We start from the raw sequence: 23,187 nt of genomic DNA, 5'->3' as shown, positions 1-23,187 counted from the left end.
GTGATCGAGCGTCCCACCACGACCCCGCGTCGTCTGCGCCAGGAGCAGCAGCGAGCGCTCAAGGCGGGTGCCATCACGCAACATTTGGCTTGCGCGGTCTCGTCGTGGCGCAGCGATCTCCTCGCGGCCGTCGATGTCGCCCTCGATGCCTACGTGGCCCTCGATGCCCACGTGGCCGAGGTCTCCGGCCTGCAAGACCCATCGGACGCCGACATGCCGGCAACGCTGGAGCATGTCGCCCAGCGTCTCGACGCCATCAATAAGAAGTTCGGCAAGATCGAGCCCGGCGAGCACGATGAATTTTGCGATTACATCAATGACGTTCTGCGCGATGCGGGTGTTGACCCGGCCGCTGTTGCCGCTCGGCTGGGAGTCGGGCAGCATGAACTCACCGACACTTGGCCCGATTGGCAGCCATGCCGCAATTCGACCTGACCACGTTTCGCGACACTTTTCGCGATGAGGCTCAGCGCAACAGGGTGATGTGGGTGCTGCACGACCGTCTGGCCGACGACCGGCAGCAGCTGGAGTGCCGTTATCTGCTCAAGCTGGCGTCTCAGTTGTACACCGACCTCACCGAGGTCACCCTGGACCAGCTCCAGCGGCACCTCGGCCCGGCCAAGTTCCAGGCGGTGCAGGACCTGATCGAGGCCGCGGCCGGCTCACCCGAGCAGATCGACGGCTGGATCATCCGCACCGAGGCGGCCTTTCCGGTGGTGGAGGACCGCGGTTACGCCGCACACGGCAAGCGGCTGCGCCGTCTGTGGGTCAAAGGCCGGCTGCGCGCCGCGTGGCGCTTCGTCTGGCATGGCAAGTGAGCCGCAAGACCCGAGACGTCGGCAGCGATCTCCTCCGCCTCGGGCCCCACCGCCGGCGCGTCGATGATGGGCTTGGCCGCCGGCCCAGGCACGCTGGTCGAACCGATGCGCTCGATGCTCAACTCACTGGGCAGCACGTCCACCAACACCGGCCAGGTCGGTCGTGCGCGACCACGCCAACCACGCGTGCCGTCATGCGCCAGTGGTGAACTGGTGCAGATTGTGTATCACCGCAACGAGTCTGCCCGGGTCGGTGGTGTAGTCGAGGGCCGCGCCGATCGCGCCGTCGAACAGGGGCTGGTTGCCGATCAGGTTGAGCGATGTGCCGGCCGTGCCCATCCAGAGGGCGCCCTCCTCAGTCCCGGCAAACCAGCAGGGACCGCCGGAATATTGTGCCCACTTGGTGTCGAAGTTGAACGACTGAATCTCGGTCGGGTCGATGATGAGATTCATGCTGTCGAGCAGGGTCAGCGCCCACGTCGCGGTGTCGATGGAGAAATACCACAGGTTTTCGTCGTCCGCGCCGACCGAGCAGTTGGCCACGAGGAGCCGGTTGCCCAGGGCCGAAACGCTGTTGATGCCGCGTTGCGCCGCCGGGTTGAACACGGTCTGCGAAAGCACCGCGCCGGACGGGACGCGCACGAGCGAGACGAAGCCGTCATCGGAGCCGCAGACAACGATGGCATTGGCGCCGGACGCCACGAGCGGACACATGCCATACATCACGTGTGAGCCGAACGGGTTTACCGGATTCGGATTGCGCAGGTCGACCGCACGCAACAGTGTCAGTGTGCGCTTGGTCGGGTGGAACGACCAGAGGGAAATGAAACCGGAGTCGTGCCCGACGACCAATGTGGACACCGACCCGGTGTTGAACCACGAGCCGCTGGTGGCCACGCCCAGGGTATTGTCATAGGGGACAACGGTTTTCAGCCGCAGATCGCTCCACTGCCCCGTGCCGGTGCACCATAACAGGATCGAGCCGGAGTCGTTGGAGGTGACCAGGCACCCGCCGGGGAGCCTGGTAATCATCTGAACGCCCTGCGATGAGGGCGTGTTGACCACCTCGGTCACCAGCGGCCCGACGAACGGCGCGGTCTGGAAGGAGAAGATGCTCATCGTGCCGTCCCAGCGGCCGACGGCGAAATGGTCGCTGTCGAGCCAGCGGACGACCTGTGCGAGGTTGTACGTGGTGCCGTGCTGGGTGATGGGCAGGGTCGACCGGGCCGTCGCCCGGCCGGCCAGCAGCGCCTGACGCGACCGCAACGCCCGCGGGACCGGAAGCTCGCCCAGTGTGCCTGCGCGAGACAACGGCGGGGCGGCGGCGTGCGCTTCGAACGGAACAACGGTGGTCGCGGCGACGCCGAGGGTACCCAAAAGAAGAGATCGCCGGCCGACGGGTGAGGACGTCATTTCATTCCTCCACGAAGATGGTCGATGTATGGGTGCAGCCGTAACTCTACGACGGTCGCCTTGGTGAGCGTCACTTCGAAAGGCTCCCCTCCGCGGAACCCACCGCAGGGGTGTTAGAGGACAGGAGGTGTGTTGGTGGAAGCGGACCGGTCGTCGTTCGAGGCCTATGTGCGGGCGCGCACCCCGGCGCTGTCGCGCCTGGCCTACCTGCTTACCGGCGACCATCATCTTGCGGAGGACCTTGTGCAGCAAACGTTTCTGCGTGTCGCCGCGAGATGGCGGCGGGTCGTGGCCGACGGCGCCTGGCTGCCCGACGGCAAGCGGATCGCCCTCTACACCTTCGACGGCTGCGGGGGCGGCGACGAGTTCTGCGACACGGCGGCGCTCGGCGACCGCCTGTTCCGCGTCCGTTACGTGGACGCGTTGACCGGGCAGGCCACCTCCGGACCGGCGCTGGCCCCGGCCCGCGGGCTCACCGTGCGGATGCTGGGATGGCAGGCCGACGGGGACGCGGTCGTCGCCGTCCACGAGGTGGAAGAGGGCGCGACCAAACAGGCCGGGTTTCCCGAGTGGGAGGAGGACGGCTGGTGGACGGTGGGCGGCGTGCATCTGATGGAGTTCCGGGCGGACGGATCGCAGGGCGAACTGGTGGAGCTTCCGGAAGGCGCGCTCTTCGTCGACGTACCCGCCAGTTTGTTGAACAGCTTCGGGGGGCCATCAGCGTCGTGGTTGGAGGGTGCGTTCCGGCGCGCGCTGGCCTGGCGCTGGCCACTTGGCCAGTTCGGCATCCTGCTCGGGCTGCTGATGCTCGCCTACGCCGGGCGGCGAGCAGTGGTGTGGTTCAAGGCCCGCCAACCCGGGCGTGAATGATGCCATCGGCATGCGGTCTCAGCCGTCCGGCGTGAACAGACCTTGGATGCCGACAACGATGGCGATGAGGCCGAAGATCGCGAGCAGGAGGACCAGACCCGTTGGGCCACGGTCGGAGGTGGCCGGCGTCCTCGCGGCTCGGCCGGTCAACCGGTCCCAGAGGAGGGCGATGCCCACGCCGAGCCCCACCACCTCGAAGTGGAACACGTGCGGGCCGGACACCAGGTGCACGATCAGGTAGTACCCGGCGAACACCAGCGCGACGACGCCGACAACCCAACCGAACGGCGCTACCCGCGCCGCGAACCGCGCGAAGTCGTCGCCGACGCGGGGCAGCCTGCGCAGCAGTGCGACGCCGAGCAGGAAACCACCGACAATGTTGGCCAGATCGAGCAGCAGAGCCGTGATCATAGATCGTCCTAAGCGGATTCGGAGGGTCAGAAGCCACCCTCCGTGTTCCCGCGAACGGCACGATTCATGCGCATGACCGGGGTGAGCGCGCTGACCGAGACCTTCGTCAAGGAGCGCCCGCTTCCCACAGCCTCGCGTGGCCATCGGTTGCGTGCGGCCCCGGTCAGTCCTCCAAGGCGCGCTCGCACGCCTCATCGGTGGTGTCCGGGTCAAGACCCGTGGCGAGCATGGCGGCGTGACAGTATTCGCGGGCGTAGGCGTCCGAGACGTTGTCGGCGAGAACCTCCGTTGTCTGGCAGACCTCGTTGCGCACCGTCGTGTCTTCCCCTTGCTGCTCCAGATAGCCGATGCATTGCCCGGCAGTGGCATGCGCGGGTGTGGCAGCGATGAACGCCAGCCCCATCGACGCCAGCATGGTCGCCGTGACCAGCACCGCCTTGGTGTAGCGAGACCTACTCATCGTCATCCTTCGATGGTAGTTATACGTTGCCACTCATGAGTGTCGATGGAGCTTCGTGAACATGAGTGAAGTGGGAGGGCACCCCGGCCGCGCGTCTCGCCGAGCAACGTGTTGTCCGCTATCTCGAGCGCGTAGAGGTCACCGTATCCGTCGAAGGCGATATCGATCAGGTTGGTGAACCGCCCGCGACCACCACGGGAGCCTCACCCGGTACCACCTTGTAAATGTTTGCCCCGCCCTTCGGGAAGGGGAAGCCGGTCAGCTCGGCGACATAGAAGGCGCCCTTGTGGAAGACCACGCCGGCCGGCACCGGATCCATTGATATTTGGGTACCGTCCGGAGCGTCCACTGTCCGCTGCGGGAACACCGCGAGCGTCTCGATGACGCCGTCCTTGCGAACCTTGAGCAGCGCGTTGGCACCCGCGTCGGACACCACGGCAAAGCCGGTCATCGCCTGCACACTCTGCGGGTTGGTGTCCAGCCCGCCACCGTCGGAGTCCTGCGCCGCCTCGAACGCGCCGAGGTCGGCCACGGTCCGCAGGGTGTCCCTCGGCGACCCCTTGCCCGGCTCGAACGAGAACAGCTTGGCCATCTTCTGCCCGCCCTCGGGCAGCTCATCGCGCTGGGCGGGCTCGGCGCCCAGGCCGATGGTCAGATAACCCCGATCGTTGAACGAAACATCGGAAGGCCCGAGGGCCGCCGTGCCGTCGGGCATGGCGATCGACGGCAGCTTCTTGAGCACCCGGATGTCACGGCTTGCGGGCGAGCCCACAGGCGACGCCCAACTCGTCGGCGTCGCCGATGCCGCCGGGGCGCCAGCGCGGGGTGGAAACCACGCCGGGCGGCAGCAACTCCAGGCCGTCGAAGAAGCGGGTGAGGAGTGCGGGCGAGCGCAAGCAGTAGGGGTCGCCGGCGTCGGCACGGAGCTCGGCTGCCTCCACACCGGCTTGGCTCACATCCGTCCCGTCGTTGATCGCCAGGAAGCTGCCGGAGGGCACCGCGGCCATCAGCCGCTGCACGATCGCCTGCGCCTCGGCGGTGTCAAAGACGTTGCCGAGAATGCCGAGCATCATGACGGCAACGGGCTTGCTGAAGTCGAGCGTCCGCGCGGCCTCGGTGAGAATCTTTTCCGGGTCTCGGACGTCGGAGTCGACGTAGTCGGTGGCGCCCTGCGGCGTGCTGGTGAGCAGGGCACGCGCGTGGACGAGCACCAGCGGGTCGTTGTCGACATACACAATGCGCGACTCGGGCGCGATCCGCTGGGCCACCTCGTGGGTGTTGTCGGCGGTGGGCAATCCCGTGCCGAGGTCGAGAAACTGGCGGATCCCTGCCTCGGCGGTCACGTGGGTGACGGCGCGCACCAGGAAGGTGCGGGACGCCTTGGCGATCTCGACGATCTGCGGATACACCGCCAGGACGTGGTCACCGACGGCGCGGTCGGCGGCGAAGTTGTCCTTGCCGCCCAGCCAGTAGTTCCACACCCGAGCCGAATGCGGCACCGACGTGTCCAGCGATGGGATGCTATCTGTCACGGCTCCAATGTAGAACCCGGACGGCCGCCCGGCGCACGCGCCCCAATGATTAGCACCTGTCGATTTCTACGCTGATATCGGACGGTCGGGCGTGACCTACTTCTCACCCGGCAACTTTTCCGGGCCACGGCGATGACCTGCCAGCCGCCACTGGAACGACCTATTTGGATACTCGACGCTCTGCTAGCCTTGCCAGCGCTCATCTACCGGGAGATCGATCGGCATCGGGGATGTCGGCAACGTGCCCGGTGGGCAACGGGAGGATCACCTTGAGCAGAACCAAAGTTCCTGGCCTGCTGGCGCTCGCGCTCACCCTGGTGAGCGTGGCGAGTGTCGCGGCCGCAAAGCCCACAATGGCCCCATTGGTCGACGGCGGAAAACGGACGGTCCCGGATCAGTACATCGTGGTGCTGAAGGACTCGTTGACGACGTCGGCTGTGGACGCGGTCGCCGATGCGGCCCTCGCCCGCGGCGGCACGCTACAGGCACGCTATTCCCGCGTGCTCAACGGCTTCGCGGCCAAACTGTCCCGCGAGGCGCTGGCGGCGGTGCGGGCCAATCCGGCCGTGGCCTACGTCGCGCCCGACTCCATCGTGGAGCGCGCCACGGACCAGGCCAACCCGCCATCGTGGGGATTGGACCGCATCGACCAGCGCGGCGGACTGCCGTTCGACAACCTGTACCGCTACGACTCCACCGGCGTCGGTGCCACCGTGTTCGTCGTGGACACGGGGATCCGGGCCACCCACACCGACTTCGGCGGCCGCGCGGCCGGAGCCTACGACGCGGTCGGTGATGGCAACGGCACCAACGACTGCGACGGCCACGGCACCCACGTCGCCGGCACGGTCGGCGGCACCACCTATGGCGTGGCCAAGGGCGCGCAGATTCGCGCGGTCCGCGTGCTTGACTGCAATGGCAGCGGCTTCACCTCAGACATCATCGAGGGAATGGATTACATCGCGGCCAACCACCCGGCCCGCTCGGTGGCCAACCTCAGCCTGCACATCAACGGTGGCCAGCCGGCCAACGACGCGCTCGAAGCGCTCATCGACTCCGGCGTGCACGTCGTGCTCGCCGCGGGCAACTTCAACAACGACGCGTGCACCACCAACCTGATCACGTCCGTGTCGCGCGCGATCACCGTGGCCGCGAGCAATCAGGGCGACGGCAGGGCCTACTTTTCCAACTACGGCACGTGCGTCGACATCTTCGCGCCCGGGCTCGACATCAGATCCGCGTCGATCGTGTCCGACACGGCCAACGAGTCCAACAGCGGCACGTCCATGGCCGCACCCCACGTGGCCGGCTGGGTCGCCCGTTATCTGGAGGAAAACCCGACCGCCACGCCCGCGCAGTCGCACGCGGCGGTGATCGCGAGTTCGTCCAAGGGCATCATCGGTTACTCGACCATCGGCGCGGGCACGCCCAACCGTCTGCTGTGGGCAGACCCGGCCAACACGCCACCGGACACGACCGCGCCGACCACACCCGGCACGCCGATCATCACCGACGTGACGAACTCCACGGTGACCGTGTCCTTCGCTGAGGCGAGCGACAACGCGGCGATCGCCGGATACGACCTGTACCAACGGCTCGGTGCCACGGAAACGCTCATCACGCGGCTCCCGGCCCGGGGCACGCTGTACACGGCCACCGGGCTCTCGCCCGGCACGACATACTCGTATTACGTGAAGGCGCGCGACACATCGGAGAACTTCTCCGGCCCGTCGGGCAGCGTGACCATCACGACCGCCGGCGCGCACAGTTGCCAGGTGCAATACCAGACCAGTGGTAGCGGGACCACGTTCACCGCCAACCTGGTCGTGACCAACAACGGCCCGGCGACCATCGCCGGGTGGATGCTGGAGTTCCCGTTCGCCGACGGGCAGCAACTGCTGCCGGGGCAAGGCTGGAGCGCCGCCTGGAGCCAGTCCAACAACTGGGTCACCGCGAGAAACCTCGGCTGGAACGAGACCATCACGCCCGGCTCATCCGTCTACATAGGATTCAACGCCACACACACCGGGACCAACTCACCTCCCGGCTGGTTCGAATTCAACGGAACCCTCTGCACCACCCCCTGACCCTTTCCTTGCGTCGATCATGAACTTACGTCCATGTTCGGCGGCGTGCCGTGACGCCAACTTCATGGTCAACCCGCGGTCATCGTGGCGCCGCGCCGCGATGACCGCGGGCAGACCGCCGCGCAGCGATGCCGCGGAGTGGTGGTCACGCCACGATGGCCGTGCGGCCATCGTGGCGTGAGGTGTTTTGAGCAGCGCGGTCAGGCGATCCTGTAGGCCCGGATCAAGGTCTGCTCGACCTGGTTGCCGGCCCAGTCACTGGCCATGAGCCGCAGCGAAACGAAGCCGGACCCTGCCGGGTGCGTGACCGTTGCGGTGTAGCCGGGGCCGCTGGGCGCCACGGTTGCCGAAGTCCAGTTGACACCGTCGTTTGTGGAGTACTGGATGGTCAGCGAACGGATGCTCGACGCCGACGAATTCGGCTGGGCCGCAAGCGTCACCGGGAAGGTGACGGTCGTGCCCGCGGGCGCGGTCGACGTCGCGTCAACGGGCGGCGCCATCCGCACCGACCACAAAGGTAGCCGCACAATGCTGGTCGGATCCACGTGCCCGGAAGCGAACGTCCACGATACCGTCGTCCTGGTCGCCAACACCGCCGGGGCGTTGCGCTGAGTCGTTATCGCCAGGCGATATGTGCCATGTCCCGCCGGTACGGGGAACTGCCACGTCCCAAGCGACGGCAACGGTGACTGCGAGCCGATGAACTGCCCGTCGCGGTACAGCGTCAGGTAAGTATCACCGGCGCTCTGCAGGTCGGAGAATCCGTGATGTCCCGCCGAATCGCCCCACATCGGCACCTGCCCGCCGATCGTGTCACCCCACCGGATCACCCAGTGCGCCGGGACCACCGGCGTGGCCAGCTGCGGCGTGAACGGCCCGCGGTTCCACACCTGGGTCGTGCGCTGCCCGCCCTGGTACGGAATCAGCTGTGACCTGAGCTTGACGACGTCCGCGTTGCCGGAGCGCTCCGAGAACTCCGTGTACCACTGCACACCCGCGTCCGTGTTGTAGATTTCCTCCCGCGTGAACGGCAGGCTGGTCTCCAACGGGAAGCCGAACGAGACGTTGAACCCGGGCGCTGACGGCTGCGGATAAGCCTCGCTGTATCCGATGGAGCCGGGCACCTGCGATCCGTACTGCGTCTCGACCGTGGCCAGGCTGCTCGCCGGGACCGTGCGCTCATATCCCACCGGCCACGTGCCGACATCGAACCACGCCAAATGGTAGACAGCCGGCGCATTGGTGAACGTGCCGTCCGGCCCCGGCTTGACCAGTTTCGCACCGACCTTCACCCGCATCGAGCCGAGCGTCGTATCGTCGCGCGTCAGTCCACTGTAGACAAGCGGGGTGAGAGCGACGCTGCCGAGCGCCAGCTGGCTCCCGTTGTAGTCCCACTGGGACGATACCTCGGTCGCCTGCGGTATCGCGGTCGCGTCCGGCACCGTGATCCGCACCTGCCTTGCCGTCCGCGCGTCGAACACGATCTCCGTGTCCGCGGTGAGGTTGAGCCGCGGCACGCGCAGCAGCGTCGTTTCCGTCTCCGCCGCGTTACGGATGTTGTTGGCAACCGTATAGACACCGCGCGGCAGCCGGGTCGTGATCACACCCGCCGTGTTGGACGCCACCAGGTGCAACCGGCCGTTCACATCGACGACGATGGTGTCGTAGAACGCGGGCTGCTGCCCGGCCCGGTCGATGTGCCGGAGCGACAGCGTGTGCCGCACGTCGCTGCGGATGCCGAACGGAGTCACGACCGTTTCGAAGCCGCCGACCCCGAAGAGGAATCCGGAGTAGTAACCCTCCGGCTGCCCCACCGGGATGTTCGCCGTGACCGTCACGGAGCCCGTGCCCCCGGCCGCAATGGTGAGGCTGTCCGTGCTCATCGTGAATAGCCCGGACGGTGCCAGATTGCCCGCCGGGTCGTGCGCGATGAGCTGCAGACCCACGGTAATGGCCGAGCTGCCGAGGTTGTGGTAGGTCACCGTGCGCGTGGCCGTCGTGCCCGGCGCGATGTTGCCGAACGTGAACGTGGGCGGGTCGGTCACCACGGTCTGGTTGATCGCCGTCGCGAGGTTGACCCGGCCGGCGCCCTGTGCGGTGGTCGAGATCCGCCCGCTGTGGTTGGCCGAGGCCATCAGCGTCTGCTTGATCCGCGCGCCCGTCCATTGTGGATATCTCTGCGCGAGGATCGCCGCCGCGCCGGTGACGTGAGGAGCCGCCATCGACGTGCCGCTCATCGCGACGTAGTCCGATCCCGCGTTGGGGCCCGAGGGGCTTGCCGCGGCCACGATCCCCACGCCCGGCGCGGTGATGTCCGGCTTGATGGCATGGTCGTCCCCGGTCGGCCCACGGCTGGAAAACGAAGCCAGGTCGTCATTGCGGTCGACCGCGCCAACCGACAGCGCGCTCGCGGCCGTGGACGGCGACCCGACGGAGGCGTCAGCGCCCGCGTTGCCCGCCGACACCACGAACAGCGTCCCGTACTGCTGCGAGAGGTCGTTGACCGCCTGCTCCAGCGGGTCGATCCCGTAGCTGGGGCCGCCGCCGAGGCTCATGTTGACCACCTTTGCGCCCGCCGACGCGACCCACTGCATCGCGTCGAGGATCGCCGAGGTCGGGCAGTTGTTCGCGGCCAGGCAGACCTTCGCCACGAGCAGTTTGGCCTGCGGCGCGACGCCCTTGTGCGAAGGGGACGCGCCCACGCCGGCCCCGACGATGGTCGAGGCGACGTGCGTGCCGTGCCCGATGGTATCGCCGAACTCCGATCCGCCGATGAACGTGCGCGACTGCAGCACCGTGCCCCACAGGTCGATGTGGCTGTGGTCCACACCGGTGTCGATGATGCCGACGGTGACGCCGGCGCCGTCGTAACCCGCCGCCCACGCCGCGGGCGCGCCGATCTGCGGCACGCTCTGGTCGAGCGTGACGTGCAGCTTGGCGTCCAGCCACACGCCGGTCACCCCGGACGCCAGCCGCTTGCCGTTGACCAGCTGCTTCCACAGCCTGTCCGATGTGGACTTCACGGCAAGAGTGCGCAGGCCGGGGATGGAGCGGGTCACCTTGCCGTCGCCCCGGCCGACCTTCGCCGTCGCGTCGGCCTCACGCCCGGCGTAGGTGATCAGCAGGTCCATGCCCTCGTATTGCGCCAGCGCGGTGACGTCGAACAGCGCCTGATCCACGACGCCATCGCGCAGCAGCTCCATGGCATCGGACGGGATCACCAGCAGGTGCCCGTCGGGACGGCGCAGCCAGGTGTAGCCGACGCTTGCCCGGTCAGGGGTGCGCTCCACCGTCACGCGCCCCTGGTCGCTGAAGGTCACCTTGTCTCCGGTCACCAGGGTGACCGTCTTGTGCACCGCCCCCGCGAACGGTGGCGGTGGCTGTCCCCCGCTCCCGACGGCCGGGCCGCCGGGAACGACAAGCAGGGCCGTGACGAGCGCGCCCGCGAGCACGTCGACCAACGGTCGTCTTGTCATTTGTCCTCCCATGTCTGACACTCCCCCGAATTTGGAAGCGCTCCCACAAGCCTGCCGCACGCCGCTTACTCCAAAGTGGACAGGGGTATCGCTTCTCACGCTATGGACATAAAACGGGTGCGGACTAGGATGTGCGTGCCGGTGACATCGACGCGAGGTGATAGGGTTTTGCGACTTGAAGCGGAGCTATCGCACCCGCGTGCCCGTGTCTGGCGCGCGCTGACCGACCGGCAGCTGCTCAGCGCATGGTTTCAGCCCGTCGACTCGCAGTGGACCGTCACGCCCAACGACGACCTGCCGAGCTTCGCCCCGTTCGAACTGGAGCTCGTGCCCGCCGAGCAGACCGCGCGGCTCCTGTGGCGCTGGCACGGCAAGGACTTCTTCAGCGAGGCGGAGTGGGAACTGACCCCGACCGAGGGCGGATGCCGGCTCAGCCTGAGGCAGAGCGGCTTCCTGGGCGCACAACAGGCCGCCCGACGAAGCGAGCTCCGCGACGCGTACCAGAAAATGATTGAGCGTCTGCGCGCGGTGCTGGAGACGATCGCGGAGGGCGGGGGCGCACTCGGCTCGTTGGTTCCGAAGCCGCAGCCGCAGCCGCCGGCAAACCGGCGCGTGCGGCTGCTCAGCATCGCCAGCGCCGTGGCCATCGTGGTCATGCTCGCCTCCGCGACCGCCGTCTGGATCACCAACGGAGGAGGATTCGGCCTGGGCGGCAGCCACGCCGAAGAAGGGCGCGGCCCCGGATCCGGCAGCCAGCCCGGCGCGCAGCCGCAGACCACGCTCCAAGGTTCCACGTCGAAGCTGCCGACCCCGAATCCGGTGAGGACGCTCGCGTCGGCCTCACCCACGACCGCTTCAGCACCCTCGGCATCACCGTCGTCGATGGCGTCGACGTCCGCGACCGCGACGTACCGCGTGATCGAGCTGGCCGAGGGTGGATTCGACACCGAGGTGACCGTGCGCGGCACCGGCTGGACCGTGGTGCTCACCATGCCCGCCGGCAATCGCGCCGACAACCTGTCTCCCGGGGTGGTAAACGTCCGCCAGCAGGGCAGGGCCGTCACCGTGACCCCGGTTTCCCCAGGCAGCGAGCTCACGTTCGTCGTGCGCTACACCGGCGGCAACGCCGACAAATCGCTTTCCGGCTGCACCGTTGACGGTCAGCCGTGCCGTCACCTCTCGTCCTAATTGGACATATGTCCATCGTCACAGTCCGGCGTTGCGCCCGGCCATGCTAGCGTCATGCAAGTAGGTCACTTTCATGATGCAAGTGATGGGAAGGCGAATGCTGGACCGACCTGCTCACCGAGAGGGGGCAGGCGCTCAAGCCGGTCATTGCCCGGGGCCGGGTGGAGTTTGTGCACGACGCCTGCGGCACCGAGGTCGAGCACAACTTCCAGTGCACCGAATGCGGCCACGAGCTCGACCTGGTGGACGTCCACATTAGACGCCGTGAAAAGGAAGGATCCACATGGGTACGCGGCAATCGACGCTGAGCCCCGGCCGGGCGAACTTGGCCCTGGCCACCCTGTTTCTCGGAATGTTCGTGCTGGGCAGCGCCGAATTGCTCGTGGTCGGCGTGCTGAATGTGATCGCCACCGACCTGCGAGTCTCCATCCCCACGGCCGGCGCGCTGGTGACCGCCTACGCGCTCGGTCTGGCCATCGGCGGCCCGCTCCTGACCGCGCTGACCATCAAGCTGAACAAGCGAACCGTCCTCATCGGCGCGCTCGTCCTGTTCATCGTGGGCAACCTGGCCCTGGTGGCGACCGCCAGCTACGGCCTGTTCCTCGTCGCCCGGACGGTCACGGGCGCGATTCAGGGCCTGTTCATCGCGACCGCTTTCGCGGCGGGGACCTCCTTGGTGCCACCGGAGCGCATCGGCCGGGCGATCTCCGTGATCATCTCCGGCGTCACGGTATCGGCCGCCGTGGGCGTACCGCTGGGCACGCTCGCCGGCCAGGCGCTCGGCTGGCGAGGCGCGTTCGGCGCGGTTGTCGCGCTCGCCGTGGTCACGTTGGGCGCCACCGTGGCCCTGATCCCTTCCGTGGCAAGCACCGGCAGCATCGGCGGCCAAGCCAAATATGCCTTCGCCCCCCGGGTGCTCGCCGTGCTCGTGCTGCACGTCCTCATCTTCGCGGCGGTGTATTCGATGCTGACCTACATCGGGCCGTTCCTGCAGCAGATCACCGGCATCTCCGGCGCGTTGATCAGCGTGTTCCTGCTGGCCTTCGGCGTCGCCACGGCGGTGGGCTCGTTCGGCGGCGGCCGCTTCGCCGACAGGAACGCGGCGCGCACACTGGTCGTCGGAACCATCGGTGCCACCCTCTCGCTGCTGGCGCTCTACTTCGTCGGCACGGTCGCGTTCCTCGTGGCGCTCGTCCTGCTTGCCTTGGGCCTGTTCTCCATGGGCATGGCGCCTTCCTTGCAGTACCGCGTGGTCACGCTCGCCGGCCCTGGCGGCGCGCTGGCCGGGTCCCTGCCCGCCTCGGCGGTCAACGTGGGCATCGCGTTCGGTGCGTTCGCCGGAGGCGTGGCAATCAAGACCTACTCCGTCTCGTCCATTGTGCTCACCGGTCTGATCATCGGTGTGATCGCGATCCCGGTCGCGTGGGCGACCAGTTTCCTTAGGCCGCCAGTGGTCCCTTCGGCCGAGGCGCCGGCGCCCGAGCCCATCGCTGCGGGGAGTGCCGCATGAACGAGCTGCACGGCAAGGCCGCAGAACTTCGCGCGCTGCACACGCCCGGCGACCCGCTCGTGCTGCCCAACGCCTGGGACGCGGCCTCGGCCCGCATGGTGGTGGAGGAGGGGTTCATGGCCGCGGCCACGAGCAGCTTCGCGACCGCGTCGATACTCGGATACGACGACGGGGAGCACTAAGGCTCTGACACCGGGTGCTCCTCGCCCCAGATGAGCATCTCGTACAGGATGCCGGCCAAGCTGTGGCCGTCGCCGGTGAGCTCATAGACGACCCGGGGTGGGATCTCGGGGTAGACGGTGCGGGTGATGATGCGCTGGTGTTCGAGCGCCCGCAACCGGTCGGTGATGGTCTTCGCGCTTGGCGAGTCGAGCGCGGCACGGATCTCGCCGAAGCGCTTGGGCCCGCTGAGCAGCTCGCGAACGATGAGGGTGGTCCATTTGCCGTCGAGCACGGCGAGCGTGCGCTCCACACCGCAGCCGCGCCGCCGGGCCGCCGCCAGGCGTTTCAGCTGCTCAGCGCCATTAGTTTCCACTTGGAAATTATATAAGTTTCTGGGTACTACTTCGATCCACACACCCTAACGTCGAGCGCATGACACGATCCAAAGTTGTTGTTGTTCATGGCGCCTCCGGGACCCAGGGCGCGCCGGTGGTTCGCCGGCTTGTCGCCGCGGGCTACGACGTGCTCGCGGCGACCCGCCGGCCCGGCTCGGTCGCCCTGCCACCGGGCGTTCGAGCCGTCCGGGTCGATCTCACCGACGTGACCACACTGATCGATGCATATGTAGGCGTTGATGCCGTGGTGGTCCAGCTGCCACTGGTTTTCGAGGCCGGTCTCGCGGTCCGCCAAGCCGATGCAATCTTGACCGCACTGACCAAGGCACAGGTGCCCAGAGCCGTGTTCAACCCGGGCATGGCGGCGGTCACGCAGCCGATCGGGGTCCCGTTCGTCGACGCCCGCGTCGCGCTCCACAACAACCTCGGGGCGACCGTGGCGCCCGTGAGCACGTATTTGGAAAACCTTTCCGCGCCGTGGTCGGCACCCTTGGTGCACACGGGCGAGCTGGCGTATCCGCTTGGCGAGGAGGTGGCAAACCCGTGGGTCGCGCTCGAGGACGTCGCGGCGGCGATCGTCGAAGAGTTGAGTGCCTCGCAGCCGCGGCCACTTCGGGTCGTCTCGGGGCCGCAGGCTCTTACGGGAGAACAGCTTGCCTCCGAAATCTCCGTGGCGTTGGGACGACCCGTGCGGTGGCGCACAATCGATCCGGCCGAGTACGAGCGCATGCTCGCACCGCACTTGGGAGCTGGGGTCGCCGCGGGGATCGCCGCCTCGTATCAGTCGCCGTCGCCCTCGCGGTTAGACCCTTCCGTCGTCACCCTGGGCCAAACCACGGCGCGGCAATGGGCCGCCACCGGCCTGCGCCGCATGCACGAGCCGCGGGCGGGTAAGTGAAAGCCATGAGTAACGTGCAACAACCGGAGATGCGGCGCAGCGGCAAGGACGCGCTGGTGACCGACAGTGTCAAGGACAAGGCCCGGCGCACCGGACCACCCGAGTCGGACAGGGCAAAGGGTCGCGCGCCGAAGGAGCAACGCTCGCCCTACGGTCCGCAGGACGAGGACCGGAAAGCAGAGTCTTAGACATCGAGGATCACGCGGCAGGACCAGCCGCGCTCATCGCCGGAGAACTCCAGGCCGTGCAGGGTCACGGCCTTGGGGACGGGACCGATCACCTCGATGCGGTCGCGGCCGGCCAGTTCCAGGAGCACCCGCAGGCCGCCGTCGTCGGCCATCACCTGCGCCGATGACGGAACCTTTCCGGTCGTGTCGATGAGATAAATGATTTCGTCGAGTACCGCGATGAGGAGCTCATCCGGCGGGCCGGGCAGCACGTCGAACTCGGCCGGTTCGCCGGGCTCGCCTCCGGGCCGCAGCTGCGCGAAGCTTTCGACCAGTGCGGCCACGGCCTCGGCGATGCACTGCTCGCGCGTTGGCGCCCATGCCCGCACCCTGGTGTCCGCGGTGTGCGGCTCCAGCCGGTGTCCCGATTCGGTGCTCACCGGTCGTCAGCCCTTCACCACACCGACGGGGACGAGCCGCGCCACGCGCCGGCACAGCCCACCGCCCTCGGCCGCGGCCACGACCGCGTCAACGTCCTTGTAGGCCTGCGGTGTCTCCTCCGCCAGGCCGCGCCACGACCCGCCGCGCACGGCGATACCTTCGGCCTCAAGCTGGTGCTGCAACTCCTTACCGTGCACGGATTTTGCCGCTTGGTGTCTACTTTGGACGCGCCCGGCGCCGTGGCAGGTGGAGTCGAAGGCCGGGTTTGCGGGCACGCCGGTGAGCACGTACGAGGCCGTGCCCATCGAGCCGGGGATGAGCACCGGCTGCCCCACGGCGCGCAGATCGTCGGGCAGGTCCGCGTGTCCGGGCGGCAACGCGCGGGTGGCGCCCTTGCGGTGCACGCACAGCCGGCGAGGGCTCCCGTCCACCTCGTGCGTTTCGAGCTTGGCCATGTTGTGCGAGATGTCGTACACCAAATGCATCTGCACGCCAAGCACATCGGCGAAGACCCGCCGGGTCGCTTCGGCGAGCAGCTGGCGGTTCGCGCGGGCGTAGTTCGCGGCGGCGGCCATCGCGGCCATGTAGGCATGGCCCTGGTCGGACTCCACCGGGACGCAGGCCAGCTGGCGATCCGGGAGCTCGATCCGGTACCGCATCATGCTTTTATCCATGGCACGCACATGATCGGTGCAAATCTGGTGGCCGAGCCCGCGTGAACCACAATGGATCATGACACAGATCTGGCCGGGGCTCAGCCCGAACGCGTCTGCGACCACACTGTCGTAGATGCGGTCAACCGCTTGCACCTCAAGGAAATGGTTGCCGGAGCCGAGGCTGCCGACCTGTGTCAGTCCACGTTGGACAGCGCGTCGGCCGACCTGCCCCCGGTCCGCCCCCGCCAGCACTCCGCCGTCCTCGCAACGGCGCAGATCGGCGGGCACGCCATGGCCCTGCTCGACCGCATAACGCGCGCCGCCCGCCAGCACCTCGTCCAATTCGGACGGTCCGGACAGCCGCCACACCGCACCCTGGCCCATGCCGCGCGGGATCGCCAGGTCGAGGCGGTCCATCAGCGCGCTGAGCTTGTCCCGCAGCCGCGCCACGTCAAGCCCGTCGGCAGCGAGCAGCCGAACTCCGCACGAGATGTCGAACCCCACCCCGCCCGGCGAGACCACGCCCCCGGCATCGACGTCGGTGGCCGCGACCCCGCCGATCGGGAAGCCGTAACCCCAATGGACGTCGGGCATCGCATATGACGCGCCCACGATGCCCGGCAGCGTGGCCACATTGACGACCTGTTCGAGCGAGCGGTCCTCACCGGCCCGGGGAAGCAACGCCTCGGTCGCGAACACCACGCCGGGCACACGCATCTTGCCGTGCCGCTCGATCCGAAACCGGTACGGCGACTCCCGCACGAGTGGCACGGCCCGCTGATCGGCTGTCACCGTTAGGGATTTCCCCGGCAGCGAGCAGCGAAACCCTCAGCCATGCCGCCCGCTGCCCACCGGGTGGCCGGGCAGCTCCACGGAACCTCCCCAGGCGTCGCCGAGCGCTTGCAAGAGATCAACGGCAGGCATTCAAACGTCCGCACTATGCTGGCCATCGCTTTCGCAAACCCCCTGCCGGCTAGTCAACCTCGGCCACTGTGCACCTTCCGAGGATCTCGCGGGTGTCGAGCTCCTGAAAAATCGAGCAGCTAGGCACCGCTCCTACCGCAGGTCAACTCCCGCCATGACCGGCGAGGCGATGCGGCGATCTGCCATACGGTTCCTCCCGGCTGCGTGGCGGACCCATTAAGCTGCCTGGAATGACGGGACTCCTTCAGGTCACCACGGCGACGGAGACTAAGGATCAGGCGCTGGCGCTCGCCGGCAAGGCAGTGCAGCTGCGCCTCGCGGCTTCGGCACAGATAGTTGGGCCGGTTACGTCGGCATTCTGGCACCTCAATAAGTTCGGCACGGGCGAAGAATGGTCAGCCGTTCTGCTCACGACCAACGACAGGTATGCCGATCTTGAATCGTTCATCCTCGCCAACCATCCATGGCAGAACCCGCAGGTTACTGCGGTTACCGTCGCGGTCGCGGCGGCTCAGAACATTGACTGGGCGCATAGGGCGCTCAGCGGCCGGAGCGAGTCGCCCTGAGATGAGGGATCGACGCCAGGGTTACCCGCATGCGCATGGCCGGACGGTTGGACGCTACGCCAACCGCTAGGGCGCTGGCACGGGTGATCGTGTTCGCCGCGAGGTCAAGCTCGCCGCCATAGGCGTATGCCTCACCTAACGCCAGCAGATAGAGGGCTTTGTCGCGTGCACTTTGATCGGGAAAGGTTTCCAACGCGCGCTCTAGCGGAGCTACTGCCCGCAGTGGTCGGCGAAGCGCGGACCAACAGCGTCCCGTCATGATGTCCAACTCTTGAAGGTCAACCCATTGTGCCCAGTTCGGCGAACGACTGTCCTCCGTGGTCAGGAGCGCTCCCGCCATGTTGTCCAGAGCCGACTCCGTTTCACTGGTGTCGCCGGCCGAGGCGAAGGTGAACGCGGCACGGTCGAAGATCAAGGCTCGTACCTGAGCCGGAACTCGTTCGGTGGCTGCTTGACATGATGCCCTGGCCAGCTCAACGTCGGGCTGGCCGCTAAAGGCGTACTGATACGCCTCAAGGGCCAACGCGTTAGCGTTGAGGCTGTCATCGCCTGCTCCGGTTGCAGCGGCACGGCTGGTGGCATAGAGGGAAATAGAGCGGTCGTACCATCCGGCGTCGAATGCGGCCCAGCCTGCCAGTTGGGCTTGTTCGGCGAGCACTGCGCGGAGTGCCTTGCGTGTGGCCGCATTGTGCGATGTCCGACGTAGTGTTTCCTGCGTTGTCTCCATCTCGGATAGGTAAAGGGCAAATGTTTCGGCCCCACCGAGCGAGTCGTCCAACTGGCGCAGCTCCGCCGTGCGCTGTAGTAGGCGTTCAGCATCGGAGCTGTTGGCCCGCCCGGTGGATTCGCGTCTCGGGGCAGCGATGGAAACGCCCGCCGAAATGCTGGCGGCAGAAGCGCCCGTCGTCTCATGTCATCAACATTACGACCTTGACCGCGTGCAGTGGCGGCGAGCGCGATCAGGAGCCCGTTCGCCGCTAACGCGTTGTCAACCGCTTCCGCGAGTTCCCGCGACGGTGTCCGTTTGCCGGTTTCCGCATGCCCAAGTGCCGCCTTACTCCAATGCGTCCGGCGCGACAAGTCATAGAGGCTGATCCCTGCCGACATCCGGAGGGCCTTCATGGTCGCGCCGAAGGTAGACACTGATCACCCCTGGTAGACGGCCGTAGACGACTAAGACCTTCAACGATGGTCCATCTTCGCAGATGCTTGTGTCTGGAGGCGCTGGCGGGGGATGCCGCTTGGGGCTCCCCTGCCAGCGCAGGCGTTTCGGCTTGCGTGGCCCTCCTGTGTTGGTCCAGGGACGCGTACGGTGCGTCAAGGTGCCGTGTTCTCGTCATGGGAAGAACAGCAAGAGATGGAACAGATGATCTGCCGGGGGTGGTGGCTGTGCTGCGCATCCCGATCGATCGTCAGACCGATGGCCTGTTTATGGGGCTGGAGTTGTTGCAGGGAGGTGAAAAGAATGCAGCGTAAGGACTACTACGCGTCCGCGACTCCGCTGAAAACGTGGGCAGTGAGGACGAGCCGTCCGAGTCTGGTACGGATGCAGCCTAACCCTTTGGCTCCCACGGTCGCATGAAAGCCGCACCGGGCCACGTGAGGGTGTGGCTGTGCGGAACCTGTTGAAACTCTTGGGAGGAAAGGATAAGTGGAGAAGTGAGCGAGCATGAGGTCAAGCGCAGAGTGGAGCGGGTCGACCAGGCCATCGGCGAGGTGCTCACCGGCGCGGACCCTGCCCTGGCAACCATTGCCAAAGCCGTGTGCGACGTGAACGAGACCCTCGCGGTGCACGCTGCCTGGACCGAGAAGCGTTTCGAGGCGGTGGACAAGCGGCTGGTCAGTCTGGCGCGCATCTTTGTCATGACGTCCAGCAAGTTCGACACGCAGATCGCCGGGTTTGATTCGCGCCTGCTCGGCTTCGGGGTCGGGCAGTCGGGAATGGGGCGCACGCTGTCCAAGCTGGAGCAGAACCAGGCGGCCTTGGCGCAGGGTCAGGATGCCTTGCAGCAACAGCTGGCGACGCTCATGGAGACGATGCAAGGCTTGACGACTCGCGTGGGTGAGGTGTTGGCGATTGCCATCACCGACGAGATGGCACAACACATGCCCGGCCGTCAAACCGACCTCCCGTGACCCTTGCCCTCACTCTCCCAGGGCCTAAAGGGTCGGCACGGGAAGGGCACGGCCCACCAAGGCGCACCCCTTGGCGGGCCGTGCGGCGCGAAGGCACTCTTTCGTCTGCAGCTTGAGGATGCGCATTCCGTCGGTCAGCACGGCATCGTCCTGCCGATCCATGCCAACGATCCAGCCGTCTGCGCTCACGCCGTGGCTCCAGCCAACCTGGTCCAAGACCATGACCTCACCGGTGACGAGATCCCAGCGCACGCCGACGAAGCTTCCCTTTGCCGGCATCACGAAGCCGGTGACCCACCCGTTGCGGGCTCGCCGCGCGTCGAAGTCGATCGCAGGCTCGCCATCGACAACGGGTGTCGGAAGCGCCCGTGACGTCCCGTCCGGATACCACACATAACCAATCCGGTTGCGACCGCTGGCGATGTGGCCGACCACCGTCCCGTCCTAGTCGATGTCGTTGGCTTGGGCGATCGGGGTGTCTTCCGGTACGGCGAGTTCGACCGGGTCGCCAGTCGCCTGCCGGGACGGCATCCGCTCCAGGGCAGCGCGCAGGACGAGGCGGTCCTCCACAACGCCGGCTGCGGTACCGGATCCGAAGTAGATCGTCGATGGTCGGATAGAGTTCCAAGAGCCGGTCGGTGTAATTGAGGACACCACTGGTGTGCTGCAACAGATTCCGGACCGTGATGCGGTCTGCGTTTGGCACTGGCCCTGGTGCCCAGCGAGCCAGCACATCGTCGAGCGAGAGCCGACGTTCGCCGACCAGCTGCAGCACCACGGTCTCCACGAACGACTTCGTGACGCCGGGCTGATGTGGTTACCTCACCGGTGCTTCGCGAGCTCGTACGCGACGAGCGGGCTTCGCGGGTCCATCAGAAGCGGCGGTGCGGCGGTCTCGGCCCACCGGATCGTGTCCGCGTCACCGCTGACGAAAGCGGGCAGGAGCTGGGCTGCCAGCAGAGTGCGCGACGACGGGTACCGCCGGTGGGCCAGCTCGCCGGCCCTGCGCAGGTAATTGAGTCCCTTGGCGCGGTCCAGCCAGCCGACCCGGATCGCCCCTCGGGCCAGGTGGACTCCCTGTCCCCAGTGGACCGCCAGGAGTGTCGGCACGACTTCGCCGGCCCTGAGGATTCCGATGCGGCGCAAGTCTTCCTCGGCCCGAGCCACCTGCTCGGCCGTGCGGTGCAGGTTGGCCACGGCCGCCAGCGGCATGCGAGCCCGGCCCGCCCATTCGTCGATGGAGTGGTGCCACAGCGCGGGGCCGCCGCGATCACGGTGCCGGATGACCTCCTCGATCGCCGCGAAGTGGCTACCGACGGTTTCCGCACCCGGTCCGAGAAGGTCGTTGACGCACCGGCCGATCGCCGTGGACATGGCCTCCTCGCCCAGCACCGAATGGCGGTAAGGCGCGGCCGCCACCCGCAGTTCGCGCTTGATCGCGCGGCGGGAACGCTTGCAACCGACGGCATCCAAGACGTCGCCCGCCCGCAGCGTGGCCAACGCCCCGACCGCCAGTGCGCACGTGTAATCGGTGATGGGCAGCGGTGCTTCGCCGGTGTAACACGCAACCTCCGCGGGTGGCAACGGCCGGTCCCGCCACCGCTTGTACACCGCCCGCAGTGCTGCCGCCAGCAGGATCAGCCCGACAACGGCCAGCAGCACCGCGTGGCGCGTCGTCACCGCCGAGTCGGCCAAGGCAGCGTGAGCCATGGGCTGGCCGGATCGGTGAGCAGGACCTGGTGCGGTTCGAGCACGGTGTTGTACCAGACGTCGAACTCGTCGTTGTCGAAGCGGAGCACCCGCCCGAGGCTGTATCCGGCGGACAGGTCGGCCCACGAGGTGTACCGGCCGAAGGCCTGCTTCCCGGCGCGCAGCACATATTCGCGCGCCTGCTCCTCCCCGATCATCCGCAGCTTGTACCCCCAGCGGGCCATGTTGACGGCCCGGCCCCAGTCGTATGCCAGCAGGCTGCTGACGAACCCGCCGTCGCGAAGGAGCCCGTCTGCCCGGAACCGCTCCTCGTAGCGGACAACCCGCGAGATGGTGCCCGTCATGTTGTCGATCACCGTCTCGGGTACCCCCTGAGCGCGGGCGCTCTCGGTGACCGCCTGCCGCCAAAGCTCCACGTCCGGGTGGGCGTGCAGCTGGCTGACGAGCTGAACCCGCACATCGAGCACGAAATCGGCCACCGAGTCGCCCGTCTCGTCGTCGAGCAGTTCCTCCATGGTCTCCCGCAGCTCGTTCGGCGTGCTGACCCCCCACTGCTCCTTGAGGTTCTCGTGGATCTTCTGCTGGCTGTTGGCGTCGTCTCTGAGCGCGTTCCACGAGACGCCGTGGTTGAGCGACATGTGCGCGCCGACGGCGAGCGCGGCGGCGAGCTCACCGGTGGTCGGCTCGCTGCGGGCCACAGCGATGGTGTTGCGCAACGATCGCACGATGCCGCGTGCGCTGCGGGCCGTGGACCGCGCCTTGAGCACGATCTGCACGACGAACAGGAGGATCGCGATCGGTACGACAAAATATACGAAGGTAGGGATTTCCACGCGCGTAGGGTACGAGCAGCCGCGCGAACTTTTCTTGCAACTCGCTATACGGCCTGCTCTTGGTTAGGGTCGCGGAGTGGGGAACGCGCTGCGCTATGAACTTCTCGGGCCGTTGCGTGCCCGGCGTGGCGATGTCGAGATTGGACTGGGCGGCGTCAAGCAGCAGACGGTGCTGGCGATGCTCCTGCTGGAGCCGAATCGTCCGGTCGCCGTCGACCGGATTGTCCGGACGGTGTGGGGCATGCAGCCACCGCCGAGCGTCACGCACGTGGTCCAGACCTACGTCAGCCGGCTGCGTTCCTTGCTGGACCTGGGGCGGGCGCTGGTCTCCACCGACGCCGGTTATCTGCTGCGCGTCGACCCGGATCAGCTCGACATCACGTTCTTCGACCGCCACCTGGCCGCGGCCGCGCAGCACGGCGAGCGCGGCGAGCGGGTCGCGGCTGCCGGTGAGGTCGCGGCGGCGCTTGCGCTGTGGCGCGGCGAGCCGCTGGCGGGGCTGTCCGGCGAATCGATCGAGGCGGCCCGGCACAG

The 23,187-nt window shown here is 67.3% G+C and carries 28 protein-coding genes and 2 pseudogenes; 13 read left to right on the top strand and 17 right to left on the bottom strand.

Annotation, left to right across the window (positions count from 1 at the left end; translation table 11 throughout):
• Together DM816_RS22215 and DM816_RS22210 are read left to right on the top strand one after the other, a co-directional pair.
• Entirely contained in the window at nucleotides 1-435 is a 435-nt protein-coding gene (locus DM816_RS22215; RefSeq protein ID WP_162907706.1) for a hypothetical protein, read from the top strand.
• The gene (locus DM816_RS22210) at nucleotides 417-818 is read left to right on the top strand and encodes a hypothetical protein (protein ID WP_117212267.1); all 402 of its coding nucleotides are present in this window, start codon (nucleotides 417-419) and stop codon (nucleotides 816-818) included. Before DM816_RS22215 ends, DM816_RS22210 begins: the two co-directional genes overlap by 19 nt.
• Here DM816_RS22210 and DM816_RS45890 read toward each other — a convergent pair.
• Both DM816_RS45890 and DM816_RS22200 read right to left on the bottom strand, forming a co-directional pair.
• A complete protein-coding gene (locus DM816_RS45890; RefSeq protein ID WP_425455262.1) occupies nucleotides 731-1,021 on the bottom strand; it encodes a GrpB family protein in 291 nt (96 codons plus the stop codon). The genes DM816_RS22210 and DM816_RS45890 overlap by 88 nt on opposite strands.
• Entirely contained in the window at nucleotides 1,011-2,231 is a 1,221-nt protein-coding gene (locus DM816_RS22200; RefSeq protein ID WP_162907704.1) for a WD40 repeat domain-containing protein, read from the bottom strand. Before DM816_RS22200 ends, DM816_RS45890 begins: the two co-directional genes overlap by 11 nt.
• Nucleotides 2,232-2,360: 129 nt before the next feature.
• On the opposite strand from DM816_RS22200, the gene DM816_RS45885 reads away from it, so the two are divergent.
• The gene (locus tag DM816_RS45885) at nucleotides 2,361-3,101 is read left to right on the top strand and encodes a sigma factor (RefSeq protein WP_117212264.1); all 741 of its coding nucleotides are present in this window, start codon (nucleotides 2,361-2,363) and stop codon (nucleotides 3,099-3,101) included.
• Between the two features lie 18 nt (nucleotides 3,102-3,119).
• Here DM816_RS45885 and DM816_RS22190 read toward each other — a convergent pair whose 3' ends face one another.
• The 4 genes from DM816_RS22190 to DM816_RS22175 form a co-directional block, all read right to left on the bottom strand.
• Nucleotides 3,120-3,512, bottom strand: a complete 393-nt coding sequence (locus DM816_RS22190) for a hypothetical protein (protein WP_117212263.1) — start codon at nucleotides 3,510-3,512, stop codon at nucleotides 3,120-3,122.
• A gap of 163 nt (nucleotides 3,513-3,675) precedes the next feature.
• Nucleotides 3,676-3,978 (bottom strand): hypothetical protein, encoded by a 303-nt coding sequence (locus DM816_RS22185; RefSeq protein ID WP_162907703.1) that lies wholly within the window; start codon nucleotides 3,976-3,978, stop codon nucleotides 3,676-3,678.
• A gap of 160 nt (nucleotides 3,979-4,138) precedes the next feature.
• A complete protein-coding gene (locus DM816_RS22180; RefSeq protein WP_117212261.1) occupies nucleotides 4,139-4,744 on the bottom strand; it encodes a ScyD/ScyE family protein in 606 nt (201 codons plus the stop codon).
• Nucleotides 4,722-5,504: an SAM-dependent methyltransferase gene (locus DM816_RS22175; RefSeq protein WP_342768740.1), complete on the bottom strand. Its 783-nt coding sequence runs from the start codon at nucleotides 5,502-5,504 to the stop codon at nucleotides 4,722-4,724. The genes DM816_RS22180 and DM816_RS22175 overlap by 23 nt, the downstream gene beginning before the upstream one ends.
• A gap of 269 nt (nucleotides 5,505-5,773) precedes the next feature.
• On the opposite strand from DM816_RS22175, the gene DM816_RS22170 reads away from it, so the two are divergent.
• Nucleotides 5,774-7,591, top strand: coding sequence for a S8 family serine peptidase (locus DM816_RS22170; RefSeq protein ID WP_162907702.1), 1,818 nt, complete (start codon nucleotides 5,774-5,776; stop codon nucleotides 7,589-7,591).
• 200 nt (nucleotides 7,592-7,791) lie between these two features.
• Here DM816_RS22170 and DM816_RS22165 read toward each other — a convergent pair whose 3' ends face one another.
• Nucleotides 7,792-11,067 carry a S8 family peptidase gene (locus DM816_RS22165; protein WP_162907701.1) on the bottom strand — a complete coding sequence of 1,092 codons (3,276 nt, stop codon included), beginning with the start codon at nucleotides 11,065-11,067 and terminating at the stop codon, nucleotides 7,792-7,794.
• A 168-nt stretch (nucleotides 11,068-11,235) separates the two neighbouring features.
• Here DM816_RS22165 and DM816_RS22160 point away from each other — a divergent pair, with 168 nt between their 5' ends.
• The 3 genes from DM816_RS22160 to DM816_RS22145 all read left to right on the top strand — a co-directional run bounded on the left by DM816_RS22160 (nucleotide 11,236) and on the right by DM816_RS22145 (nucleotide 13,947).
• Nucleotides 11,236-12,255: an SRPBCC domain-containing protein gene (locus DM816_RS22160; protein WP_162907700.1), complete on the top strand. Its 1,020-nt coding sequence runs from the start codon at nucleotides 11,236-11,238 to the stop codon at nucleotides 12,253-12,255.
• Nucleotides 12,256-12,538: 283 nt separating this feature from the next.
• Nucleotides 12,539-13,765, top strand: a complete 1,227-nt coding sequence (locus tag DM816_RS22150) for an MFS transporter (protein ID WP_117212256.1) — start codon at nucleotides 12,539-12,541, stop codon at nucleotides 13,763-13,765.
• Nucleotides 13,762-13,947: an isocitrate lyase/phosphoenolpyruvate mutase family protein gene (locus tag DM816_RS22145; RefSeq protein WP_117212255.1), complete on the top strand. Its 186-nt coding sequence runs from the start codon at nucleotides 13,762-13,764 to the stop codon at nucleotides 13,945-13,947. The genes DM816_RS22150 and DM816_RS22145 overlap by 4 nt, the downstream gene beginning before the upstream one ends.
• Here the strand turns inward: DM816_RS22145 and DM816_RS22140 are convergent.
• Nucleotides 13,944-14,300 (bottom strand): winged helix-turn-helix transcriptional regulator, encoded by a 357-nt coding sequence (locus tag DM816_RS22140; protein WP_117212254.1) that lies wholly within the window; start codon nucleotides 14,298-14,300, stop codon nucleotides 13,944-13,946. The genes DM816_RS22145 and DM816_RS22140 overlap by 4 nt on opposite strands.
• Before the next feature lie 59 nt (nucleotides 14,301-14,359).
• Between DM816_RS22140 and DM816_RS22135 the strand changes: the two genes are divergently transcribed.
• The gene (locus DM816_RS22135; protein ID WP_117212253.1) at nucleotides 14,360-15,220 is read left to right on the top strand and encodes an SDR family oxidoreductase; all 861 of its coding nucleotides are present in this window, start codon (nucleotides 14,360-14,362) and stop codon (nucleotides 15,218-15,220) included.
• A gap of 5 nt (nucleotides 15,221-15,225) precedes the next feature.
• Entirely contained in the window at nucleotides 15,226-15,408 is a 183-nt protein-coding gene (locus DM816_RS22130; protein ID WP_117212252.1) for a hypothetical protein, read from the top strand.
• On the opposite strand, the gene DM816_RS22125 is transcribed toward DM816_RS22130, so the two are convergent.
• Nucleotides 15,405-15,827, bottom strand: coding sequence for an archease (locus DM816_RS22125; RefSeq protein WP_117212251.1), 423 nt, complete (start codon nucleotides 15,825-15,827; stop codon nucleotides 15,405-15,407). The two genes, DM816_RS22130 and DM816_RS22125, sit on opposite strands and share 4 nt — an antisense overlap.
• A gap of 6 nt (nucleotides 15,828-15,833) precedes the next feature.
• Nucleotides 15,834-17,255 carry an RtcB family protein gene (locus DM816_RS22120; RefSeq protein ID WP_211588805.1) on the bottom strand — a complete coding sequence of 474 codons (1,422 nt, stop codon included), beginning with the start codon at nucleotides 17,253-17,255 and terminating at the stop codon, nucleotides 15,834-15,836.
• Between the two features lie 383 nt (nucleotides 17,256-17,638).
• Between DM816_RS22120 and cutA the strand changes: the two genes are divergently transcribed.
• Nucleotides 17,639-17,974, top strand: coding sequence for a divalent-cation tolerance protein CutA (gene cutA, locus DM816_RS22115; protein WP_117212250.1), 336 nt, complete (start codon nucleotides 17,639-17,641; stop codon nucleotides 17,972-17,974).
• Here the strand turns inward: cutA and DM816_RS44615 are convergent.
• Both DM816_RS44615 and DM816_RS45880 read right to left on the bottom strand, forming a co-directional pair.
• The gene (locus tag DM816_RS44615; protein ID WP_483964158.1) at nucleotides 17,949-18,857 is read right to left on the bottom strand and encodes an NsdA family TPR-like regulatory protein; all 909 of its coding nucleotides are present in this window, start codon (nucleotides 18,855-18,857) and stop codon (nucleotides 17,949-17,951) included. The genes cutA and DM816_RS44615 overlap by 26 nt on opposite strands.
• A gap of 89 nt (nucleotides 18,858-18,946) precedes the next feature.
• Nucleotides 18,947-19,096 (bottom strand): annotated as a pseudogene (locus DM816_RS45880) (helix-turn-helix domain-containing protein); the annotation flags it as partial.
• Between the two features lie 216 nt (nucleotides 19,097-19,312).
• Between DM816_RS45880 and DM816_RS42790 the strand changes: the two are divergent.
• Together DM816_RS42790 and DM816_RS22100 are read left to right on the top strand one after the other, a co-directional pair.
• Nucleotides 19,313-19,450 (top strand): hypothetical protein, encoded by a 138-nt coding sequence (locus DM816_RS42790; protein WP_162907699.1) that lies wholly within the window; start codon nucleotides 19,313-19,315, stop codon nucleotides 19,448-19,450.
• Between the two features lie 210 nt (nucleotides 19,451-19,660).
• The gene (locus DM816_RS22100) at nucleotides 19,661-20,110 is read left to right on the top strand and encodes a hypothetical protein (RefSeq protein ID WP_162907698.1); all 450 of its coding nucleotides are present in this window, start codon (nucleotides 19,661-19,663) and stop codon (nucleotides 20,108-20,110) included.
• Nucleotides 20,111-20,134: 24 nt separating this feature from the next.
• On the opposite strand, the gene DM816_RS44610 is transcribed toward DM816_RS22100, so the two are convergent.
• The 5 genes and pseudogenes from DM816_RS44610 to DM816_RS22080 form a co-directional block, all read right to left on the bottom strand.
• Nucleotides 20,135-20,545: a hypothetical protein gene (locus DM816_RS44610; protein ID WP_246002111.1), complete on the bottom strand. Its 411-nt coding sequence runs from the start codon at nucleotides 20,543-20,545 to the stop codon at nucleotides 20,135-20,137.
• 9 nt (nucleotides 20,546-20,554) lie between these two features.
• Nucleotides 20,555-20,680 carry a hypothetical protein gene (locus DM816_RS45305; protein ID WP_281274351.1) on the bottom strand — a complete coding sequence of 42 codons (126 nt, stop codon included), beginning with the start codon at nucleotides 20,678-20,680 and terminating at the stop codon, nucleotides 20,555-20,557.
• Nucleotides 20,681-20,756: 76 nt separating this feature from the next.
• Nucleotides 20,757-20,900 (bottom strand): annotated as a pseudogene (locus DM816_RS45300) (serine hydrolase); the annotation flags it as partial.
• A gap of 32 nt (nucleotides 20,901-20,932) precedes the next feature.
• Complete coding sequence (locus DM816_RS22085) at nucleotides 20,933-21,820, bottom strand: DUF1266 domain-containing protein (RefSeq protein WP_117212244.1); 888 nt, start codon at nucleotides 21,818-21,820, stop codon at nucleotides 20,933-20,935.
• Nucleotides 21,787-22,653, bottom strand: a complete 867-nt coding sequence (locus tag DM816_RS22080; protein WP_117212243.1) for a DUF1266 domain-containing protein — start codon at nucleotides 22,651-22,653, stop codon at nucleotides 21,787-21,789. The genes DM816_RS22085 and DM816_RS22080 overlap by 34 nt, the downstream gene beginning before the upstream one ends.
• Nucleotides 22,654-22,729: 76 nt before the next feature.
• Here DM816_RS22080 and DM816_RS22075 point away from each other — a divergent pair.
• Nucleotides 22,730-23,187, top strand: a 458-nt coding sequence (locus DM816_RS22075; protein WP_170318858.1) for an AfsR/SARP family transcriptional regulator, incomplete at its 3' end; no start/stop codon positions are given.

Origin of the sequence: Allorhizocola rhizosphaerae (assembly GCF_003426775.1) — a bacterium.
Lineage (GTDB): Bacteria > Actinomycetota > Actinomycetes > Mycobacteriales > Micromonosporaceae > Allorhizocola > Allorhizocola rhizosphaerae.
The sequence above is the reverse complement of the archived record's forward strand: the minus strand, read 5'-3'. Positions and strand labels throughout refer to the sequence as shown.